The organism is Virgibacillus halodenitrificans JCM 12304, from assembly GCF_001310895.1.
GTDB classification, from domain to species: domain Bacteria; phylum Bacillota; class Bacilli; order Bacillales; family Amphibacillaceae; genus Virgibacillus_Q; species Virgibacillus_Q halodenitrificans.
Genome location: NZ_BAZS01000040.1, coordinates 22,567 through 30,484, shown reverse-complemented (window position 1 = coordinate 30,484; position 7,918 = coordinate 22,567). Strand labels below are relative to the sequence as shown.

Here is a 7,918-nt window from a genome sequence, read left to right as displayed (position 1 = left end):
GAGCAAATTTATCTGTGTCGTTTTTTGCGACGATATATAATTTAACATGGTTTCAAACTGTTGTCAATATGTTTTCTGCAAAAAGTTTTTTCTTTGTTTCTGCAATGTTTGTCTTTGTTTGACAACAAAAAATAATATATCACATATATTTCACCTTTGCAATACATTTATTAAAAAACTATTTATTTCTTCAATTAAGAAGTCTCCACCGTGCTAGTAAGCTTGATGAAGACTTCCTATCTTTACTTTTCTATTTGACTCGGGATGTACTTCATACATTCCTTCTCACTGGCAACTCTGCGATATAGCTGAAACAATATCCGATATCTTTCCTTCATAGCCCGTTTCACCATATGATCAATTCGGTGATCTTCCAAATCTAATAGTAATTCATCGAGCTCTCTTCTAATTAAGTATTCCATTTCTTTTTGCTCTATCTCACTTATTAATAATCCTAACACTACGCCACCTCTAATCTCTTCATCTCTAATAAAAATTATTATTTTCACTTTTTGCAAAAAACGAAAAACATTTCCGCATGTAGTAATTGATTGCACTTCTATACAACGACCTATTTCTCGCTATTCTTATTTAAATTTTCCCTCGAATTTACTGAAATACTGTCGATATGTTTGTAATTTATATTCTCTTTAATTCGACAGTCTATCCAATTATTACCCTATTTTCGATCTGGGAAACAGGTTTTTTTACTTTTTGTTTATTTGTAATCTTTTATCGAAATTTGTTATTAGTATGTAATTAAGTTTCTGCGAGTTCTATCTCATAGATGGATACATAGGATATTTATAGGACAAGTTAAAGAAAGGAGAATTTCTAATGCAGCATTTTTATGTGTGGCGATTCAATAAATGGAAACGGTGGTTGGTTATTGGCCTATTTGCTCTTTTTACAGCTACTTTTCTTTGGTTTGAAAGGGATGGAACTTTTTCTGTTTTTTTAAATGATGAACCTTCTGTGTTAACAAAGGGAAATGCTGAAGAACCAAATATCGCGCTAACATTTAACATCAGTTGGGGTGAAGAGAAAGTACATGATATCTTAGCACAGCTTAAAAAAGGAAATGTAAAAGCAACCTTTTTTGTCAGCGGGGAATGGGCAGAACGTCACCCTGATATTTTGGAGAAGATTACGGATGATCAACACGAGCTAGGAATGCTTGGTTATCGTTATAAAAGTTATCTTGAACAGGAAATAGGTCAAGTCAGAAAGGATCTTACTTATGCCAAAGAAATATTCAACAAACTTGGCTACAAAGAGGTGGAGCTGCTTCGCCCACCTAATGGACATTTTAACAAAGAAATTATAAAACTTGCTGAAAGCTTAAATTATAAAGTGATTCATTGGAATGTAAATCCAAACGACTGGAAGAATCCAGGAACCGAACAAATTACTGATTCCGTAGTAAAGCAAACAAGCAATGGAGATATTTTATTAATGCATGCCTCCGATTCAGCAAAACAAACAGCTGGTGCATTGGAAAAAATTATTCCTATCTTAAAGAACAAGGGATTTTCTTTTGTCTCTCTTTCAGAATTAATTAACCAGGCACATGCAGAGTCAAAGCTTGTTGAATAAAAAAAACTGCCCCAAATCATGTATTGGAACAGTTTTTCAGAAATACTATTTTTTTAATTCCTTATTATTTAATCGATGCAATGCAAGCAACTGATATGTATTGCATACCAGTAGCGTAATAATCATTAACCAGGCATAATCTGTACCCTCAGTACGCAGAGCCGGGACCCATTCGATGGAAGTCATGACAATCATTAAAAATAATGCAGGTATGAATGCAGTCTGATTCGTTTCTTTTGCTTTTATCTTTGCTACAATCCATCCATATGCAAGTATACCCAGTGACATGAGAATAAACCAATACAATGCTATATTGCCATCTGTCGCTTTATATGGAAAGTAAACTAAGTCAAATAATACGAACGCTATTAATAAAACCTGCACTGTTGGCCAAAAGGAACGGAACATGCCTAGTCCAAATCGATTGATAAATAAATATGCAAAGAACCCCGTTTGGCTAACAACACTAAATACAAAGCCCATCCCAATAAAGAACACTACTAAGCCAAATAATTCACCTAAATCAAATGGATTCAGATTTTTGCTATATTCTCCAGATTTTACAAAAAAACTGGTAATGAGTCCTGCTAAACCACCTAAAAATAAAGTTGTAAAAAAGAAATGCACTAGTTTGCGACTATTCAATCTTATGTCCTCCTACTTCGTTAGCAACAATTTATTTGTTAATTCATTCACCATGTATTCTACCATGTTGGAAGAGTTTTTTCCTTAAGAAAACGCATATTTCCGATTCTCTTTAGACATATTAAGTACATATAGGGAGGAGGATTTCCTAATGAACCGTTCCATATATGTACTTTTTTTCGCCTTTCTTGTCCTTTTTTTAAGCGGATGTAATGGGGGAAATGCCGCTCCTGAAGAAGGCGATTACGATAAAACAAAGAAAATGGTAGTGGATATATTACAGACCGAGGATGGAAAAAAAGCGCTTCAAGAAATGTTAGCAGATGAAAAAATGAAACAAGAGCTTGTCATTCAATCTGATGTGGTAAAGAAATCCATTAATGAAACGCTTGTCTCTGACAAAGGAAAAGAAATGTGGGAAATGTTGTTTAAGGACCCTAAATTTGTCGAAGGATACGCAAAATCGATGGAAAAAGAGCAGGAAAAGCTTTTAAAAAAAATGATGAACGATGCCGATTATCAAAAAAAAATGCTCGAATTATTAAAGGATCCTAAAATGACGGAACAATTATTAACCGTTTTAAAAAGCCAGGAATTTCGTGCTCATTTGGAAGAGACAATTCAGCAAACATTAGAAACCCCTGTTTTCCAAGCTAAAATTCAAGAGATCCTTTTAAAGGCTGCTGAAAAACAAGCACAAGAAAAAGGTGGTAATGGTGGCGGAAAGTCTCAACAAGGTGGGGGAGAAAGTGGCGGAGGCGGACCTGATAAGCAAGAAAGCTCATAAAGAAACAGCGGACGTACTTTTCGCCCGCTGTTTTTTTACATTTACTCTTCTATTTTCGCAACAATTTTCGCCGCAATTTTATGGTATTCCTTCCCAATCGGATGGTCTTCTTGATAAATGGAAGGTGCAAATACATCTTCATCTTCATATGGCTGTTGCAATGGCAACTGTCCAAGTACTTTAGTATTTAAGGCTTCAGCTAGCTTTTGGCCCCCACCTTGGCCAAAGACGTATTCTTTTTCTCCAGTTAATTTGCTTTCAAAATAAGCCATATTTTCAACAATACCTAAAATTTCATGCTCTGTTTTTAATGCCATTTGTCCTGCACGTGCCGCTACAAAGGCTGCTGTTGGATGTGGTGTTGTTACAATTACTTCCTTACAGCTAGGTAAAAGCTCGTGAACATCCATTGCAATATCCCCTGTGCCTGGTGGCAGATCGAGTAATAAATAATCCAGATCTCCCCACTCTACTTCTTTAAAGAAGCTGTTAATCATCTTACCAAGCATAGGACCACGCCAAATAATAGGGGAATTATCTTCGACGAAGAAGCCCATGGAAATAACCTTTACTCCAAACCTTTCTACAGGGATAATCTTCTCCCCACGGACTGCTGGACGTTCTTCTACACCCATCATATCCGGCACACTAAATCCGTAAATATCAGCATCAATGATACCAACCTTTTTGCCTAAACGCATAAGCGACATAGCCAGATTTACTGTAACAGTTGATTTTCCTACACCACCTTTACCACTGGCGACTGCAATAAACTTCGTATTGGAGCTTCCTCCCATTAAAGAGGATTCCTTTTCTTGTTCTGCAGTTGGCTGATACTTTTGTATTACCTCATCAGGCAGCTGTTCAAAACGCAAGCCGACTGTTGATGCTCCATTCTTTTTCAGAATACCAACAATCTCTTGCTGTAATTGCATTTGTTCCGCTGTATTGGTTTTTCCAATGCCTATTTTCACACTAACATGCTTCTTCTCTTCTTTAATGGTAACTTCAATTACGCCGCCTGTTTCTTCAAGCGTTCTATGTAAAAATGGATCTTTTACAGGATTTAATAATTGTACGATCTCTTCTTTAGTTAACAAAATATGACACCATCCTTTACTAGCGTTTAATTTCATCCAACGCTAGTATAACATAATTCAGCTAAAATCTAAGTGATATGAATCATGGGAAGGACAATGCACATATTTAATCCAAATAGAAATTATTCTTGAGCTTCCTCGGTGATAAATCGTAAAATTCCCTTATAAATACTTGCTGACATTTTCTGCTGGTAATCCTCTTGCTTTAACAATTCTCTCTCCTGTTCGTTAGACAAAAATCCTATTTCTACTAAAGCACCCGGGATGTCCGCATGCTTCAGTAAATATATTCCGTCAATAGCCAGCGCCTGTCTTGTCGTATTCTCCATATTTCGAGTAATTTCTGCTTGAATCATTTTTGCCAAATGCTTACTTTCATCAAACTTCGAATAATAAAAAGTCTGTGCACCGCTCCACCGAGTAGATGGTAATGCATTAAGATGGATGGTTACAAAAAAATCCGCATCTTTCTCTTTCATTAATTTCAGTCTGTTGCGAATATCCTCTGCTTTGCGGCGGGAAAGACCTTTTGTCTCTTCATCTGCCAGGTCTTTATCCTCTTCTCTTGTTAAATAGACAATTGCTCCAGACTGCTGTAAATAGTTTTGAAGCTTTTTGGAGACTTGAAGAGAAATATCCTTTTCCAAGGTTTGATCTTTTCCAACTGCTCCCCCATCTGCCCCGCCATGGCCCGGATCAATTACAATCGTTTTTCCGGAAAGTGGCAAAGTCCATGATACAGGATGTGTCATCTCTTTTTTATTAACTGGGTATACTACTAATGTTACCAGTACAAAGAATCCCAATCCCCACAAGAACCATTTATACTTTTTACTCATTATTTTCTCGTCCCCTCTATAACATATGTATAACTATTTTATGGGACAGGCAAATAGAATATGATTAGTTTACTACTCGTTTAATTTCTTCAATTTGTGGTATTATTATTTAAAGGAACTTCAAGCGGAAGGAGATTTTATTATATGGATTGGCTAGGTATTGGGGTGCTCGTAATAGGTGTTGCCCTATTGGGACTTGTTTTCGTACTTATAAAACCACTTAATAAGCTAGCAGGGGTTTTTAATGGCCTGCAAAAAACAGTTGATCAGCTCCCTGAACAAGTAGATGATGTGATGACACAAGCGAAAGATACGTTAGAGACCGGAAACAGTACACTTCATCAAGTAAATGACCAAGTAAAGCAATTAAGCCCTATATTTTACATTGTAGGTGATGCTGGAAGAGCTACTCAGCATGTATCTTCAACAATGGTTGATCGTGTAATGAGTGTAAAAGAAGGCACATCAGAAGGTAATGATTTCATACAACGAAATCACTTAGAAGGATGGTATGGATTAGCAACATTGGGTTATTTTATTTATCAAAAAAGAAAAGGCTTGAGCAACAACAGAATTAATATAAATTAAAAAATCCCCATCTACAGGGGATTTTTAATTTATATTTTTTTATCGACATCTAGCTTTATCTGGTTTATTTTCTCTGCTCGTGCCCTTCCGTCCTCATAAATCCTCTGGTCTATTCTCCTAATTTTATCAAGAAAGCCAGCTCGACGTGATGCCAGAGACTTTGCTGCCCAGCCAAGTGTAACACCAGATATTGCTCCAAGGAGTACTGATTTATTCGTTTCTCTGCTCATGAGAGGATACTCCTTCGGTAACGTCCTTTTTCAATTGTCTGCGCTTTTTCAACCAATAATAGCCAAGCGCAAAAGAACCATATAGCCCGCCGACATTATTTTTCTTAGTAATTTCTTCTGTTTCACTTGTTTTACTTTTCATCGATTCGGTTATGTCTACAAGGGAAGAGGAAAATTTTCTTGTTACATTTCCCGCATCACCTAAAATATAAAACAATGGACTTAATTGCTCCATTTTATCGTTTACATCCGCTAATGTGCGATTACTTTCTTGCATAAGATTCCCTGTTTCCTTAAAAATCTCATCTAATTGATTAGGCAACCTCTCTACCGTTTTCTCAACACCATGAAGCACGCCAGCCAAATTATTAAGTACATGAGCAACAAAAAAAGCTAAAATTAAAAAGGCTACACCGATAAGTAATACCCCAATTCCTGACAACATACCTATCCCTCTTTCCCTGTTTTATTTAATGGTACGAGTGAGTGGCTCTGGTTTTGAACCATCAATTCATTTTTTGATTTCTTTTTCCATTTGGAATATAAAGTGAAAGCAACCTCACTCCATTTAATTCCCTCTACAAACGGTTTAGTTTTTCTTTCCATTTCTGTTTTTGACAGCTTATCACTACTGTTATGGATCGTTTGATTAACTGCGTTCATAGAAGATCCTACGTTTTCTACAGTGTCAAAAAGATTATCCGTTGATTTTAGTTTTATTCCTATGTCATCAACTATCTTATCTGTCTCATAAATAGTTTCTTTCAACCGTGGGGTAAGTGCTTCAACTTCCTTTTCCACTTCATTTACCGTTTTTGCCATCGTCTTCATTGTTTTGGAAATACGATACAATAATAAGGATGTATAGGCTACGATAATTGCAAATGCGATTGAAATAAGTAACAGTGCTACATATATTATTCCTTCCATTGGAAAAACCCCCTCCTTTAAGTGCATTATACCACTAGAAGCTCGAAATAAAACGTATAAGAACTTTGTGGTGATACTGATATATCTATGGTATTTTTCGAATTTTCTTTCGGATTCATTTCCTCGCTAACAGGGTATACGGAATACAAATAACTGTTGGAGGAATGTATATGCCTAAAATGAAAACATATGGCAAATCGTTTATAGCTAGATTTCAAGAAGACAATGTACCTTTATTAGCAGCCGCACAGGCATATTATTATTTATTAGCAATTGTGCCATTATTAATCGTATGTTTTACTATAATCCCCTATTTTAATATAGACCCTAACACGGCGGTGAGCTTTTTGGAAAAAAACTTACCAAGTGAAATCAGCTCCATTTTGCAGGAAAACATCATTAGTATTGTAAACACCCCGCGTGGTGGTCTATTAACTTTTGGTATCATTGGAGCACTATGGTCTTCTTCAGCTGGAATTAATGCTTTTATTAAAGCAACAAATGAAGCTTATGAAGTAGAGGAAACTCGTAATTTTATTGTAGTCCGCCTCTTAGCTCTAGGGTTAACGCTTGGAATGATCCTAGCATTGGGGGTAGCTATTCTTCTCCCTGTATTCGGAAGTGTTATATTAAATTTCCTTGAGTCTATTCTTGGCCTATCGGCAGCAATGAGTTTATTATTTCAAGTACTTCGCTGGGCTGTCAGTATCATTGTTATCACATTAATACTAGCAATGCTATACAGATTCGCTCCTAATAAAAAGCTTCCGTTTAAACATGTTATGCCAGGTGCGATGACTGCAAGTATACTATGGTTACTTGTATCTCTTGGTTTTTCATTTTATGTAAGTAACTTTGGCAGCTATTCTGCAACATATGGCAGTTTAGGCGGTATCATTATTTTAATGATCTGGTTCTTCTTAACTGGTTTAATCTTAATGGTTGGTGCTATTGTCAATGTCTTATATCATCAACAGCGTACGAGCAAACATGTAAGCAGAACGGAAAGAGCTTCCAACTTATAAAGAATGAGGGGATATGGCATAATCCTATTCTAAAGTGTGGGAAAAACCGCTCCGGAAAAACGCTTCGCTTTCCGTGGGCGCTGCTAAGCCTCCTCGTGCTACGCACTGCGGGGTCTTACCTAGGCTTTTTCTCCCACAGGACAAGGAAGGCTGCGACAGCTTAGCATCGCACGAAGGA

At 36.5% G+C, this 7,918-nt stretch carries 11 protein-coding genes; 4 read left to right on the top strand and 7 right to left on the bottom strand.

Going from position 1 to position 7,918, the window contains the following annotated elements; all coding sequences use genetic code 11:
- Window positions 1-242 precede the first annotated feature (242 nt).
- Window positions 243-461: a hypothetical protein gene (locus JCM12304_RS16645; protein WP_019379286.1), complete on the bottom strand. Its 219-nt coding sequence runs from the start codon at window positions 459-461 to the stop codon at window positions 243-245.
- A 376-nt stretch (window positions 462-837) separates the two neighbouring features.
- Between JCM12304_RS16645 and pdaB the strand changes: the two genes are divergently transcribed.
- Complete coding sequence (gene pdaB, locus JCM12304_RS16640; RefSeq protein ID WP_060681702.1) at window positions 838-1,596, top strand: polysaccharide deacetylase family sporulation protein PdaB; 759 nt, start codon at window positions 838-840, stop codon at window positions 1,594-1,596.
- Between the two features lie 45 nt (window positions 1,597-1,641).
- Here the strand turns inward: pdaB and JCM12304_RS16635 are convergent, their stop codons facing one another.
- The gene (locus tag JCM12304_RS16635) at window positions 1,642-2,241 is read right to left on the bottom strand and encodes a KinB-signaling pathway activation protein (protein ID WP_019379288.1); all 600 of its coding nucleotides are present in this window, start codon (window positions 2,239-2,241) and stop codon (window positions 1,642-1,644) included.
- Window positions 2,242-2,392: 151 nt separating this feature from the next.
- Between JCM12304_RS16635 and gerD the strand changes: the two genes are divergently transcribed.
- Window positions 2,393-3,028: a spore germination lipoprotein GerD gene (gerD, locus tag JCM12304_RS16630; protein ID WP_019379289.1), complete on the top strand. Its 636-nt coding sequence runs from the start codon at window positions 2,393-2,395 to the stop codon at window positions 3,026-3,028.
- Window positions 3,029-3,069: 41 nt separating this feature from the next.
- Here the strand turns inward: gerD and salA are convergent, their stop codons facing one another.
- On the bottom strand, window positions 3,070-4,128 hold the full coding sequence (gene salA, locus JCM12304_RS16625) for an iron-sulfur carrier protein/transcriptional regulator SalA (RefSeq protein ID WP_019379290.1): 1,059 nt from the start codon (window positions 4,126-4,128) through the stop codon (window positions 3,070-3,072).
- A gap of 122 nt (window positions 4,129-4,250) precedes the next feature.
- Window positions 4,251-4,967, bottom strand: coding sequence for an N-acetylmuramoyl-L-alanine amidase CwlD (gene cwlD / locus JCM12304_RS16620; protein WP_060681701.1), 717 nt, complete (start codon window positions 4,965-4,967; stop codon window positions 4,251-4,253).
- 144 nt (window positions 4,968-5,111) lie between these two features.
- On the opposite strand from cwlD, the gene JCM12304_RS16615 reads away from it, so the two are divergent.
- Window positions 5,112-5,555, top strand: coding sequence for a DUF948 domain-containing protein (locus JCM12304_RS16615; RefSeq protein ID WP_060681700.1), 444 nt, complete (start codon window positions 5,112-5,114; stop codon window positions 5,553-5,555).
- A gap of 29 nt (window positions 5,556-5,584) precedes the next feature.
- Here the strand turns inward: JCM12304_RS16615 and JCM12304_RS16610 are convergent, their stop codons facing one another.
- The 3 genes from JCM12304_RS16610 to JCM12304_RS16600 are packed head-to-tail and all read right to left on the bottom strand — an operon-like array spanning window position 5,585 to window position 6,715.
- Window positions 5,585-5,785, bottom strand: coding sequence for a hypothetical protein (locus tag JCM12304_RS16610; RefSeq protein WP_060681699.1), 201 nt, complete (start codon window positions 5,783-5,785; stop codon window positions 5,585-5,587).
- Window positions 5,766-6,230 carry a DUF948 domain-containing protein gene (locus JCM12304_RS16605; RefSeq protein ID WP_060681698.1) on the bottom strand — a complete coding sequence of 155 codons (465 nt, stop codon included), beginning with the start codon at window positions 6,228-6,230 and terminating at the stop codon, window positions 5,766-5,768. Before JCM12304_RS16605 ends, JCM12304_RS16610 begins: the two co-directional genes overlap by 20 nt.
- Window positions 6,231-6,232: 2 nt before the next feature.
- Window positions 6,233-6,715 carry a DUF948 domain-containing protein gene (locus JCM12304_RS16600; RefSeq protein WP_060681697.1) on the bottom strand — a complete coding sequence of 161 codons (483 nt, stop codon included), beginning with the start codon at window positions 6,713-6,715 and terminating at the stop codon, window positions 6,233-6,235.
- Window positions 6,716-6,885: 170 nt separating this feature from the next.
- Here JCM12304_RS16600 and JCM12304_RS16595 point away from each other — a divergent pair, with 170 nt between their 5' ends.
- A complete protein-coding gene (locus tag JCM12304_RS16595; RefSeq protein WP_060681696.1) occupies window positions 6,886-7,740 on the top strand; it encodes a YihY/virulence factor BrkB family protein in 855 nt (284 codons plus the stop codon).
- The last annotated feature ends 178 nt before the right edge of the window (window positions 7,741-7,918 follow it).

Excerpts from the sequence above, each read along its gene's own strand:
- pdaB (WP_060681702.1), top strand. The coding sequence starts at position 838 with ATGCAGCATTTTTATGTGTGGCGATTCAATAAATGGAAACGGTGGTTG.
- gerD (WP_019379289.1), top strand. The coding sequence starts at position 2,393 with ATGAACCGTTCCATATATGTACTTTTTTTCGCCTTTCTTGTCCTTTTT.
- cwlD (WP_060681701.1), bottom strand. The coding sequence starts at position 4,967 with ATGAGTAAAAAGTATAAATGGTTCTTGTGGGGATTGGGATTCTTTGTA.
- JCM12304_RS16615 (WP_060681700.1), top strand. The coding sequence starts at position 5,112 with ATGGATTGGCTAGGTATTGGGGTGCTCGTAATAGGTGTTGCCCTATTG.
- JCM12304_RS16610 (WP_060681699.1), bottom strand. The coding sequence starts at position 5,785 with ATGAGCAGAGAAACGAATAAATCAGTACTCCTTGGAGCAATATCTGGT.
- JCM12304_RS16605 (WP_060681698.1), bottom strand. The coding sequence starts at position 6,230 with ATGTTGTCAGGAATTGGGGTATTACTTATCGGTGTAGCCTTTTTAATT.
- JCM12304_RS16600 (WP_060681697.1), bottom strand. The coding sequence starts at position 6,715 with ATGGAAGGAATAATATATGTAGCACTGTTACTTATTTCAATCGCATTT.
- JCM12304_RS16595 (WP_060681696.1), top strand. The coding sequence starts at position 6,886 with ATGCCTAAAATGAAAACATATGGCAAATCGTTTATAGCTAGATTTCAA.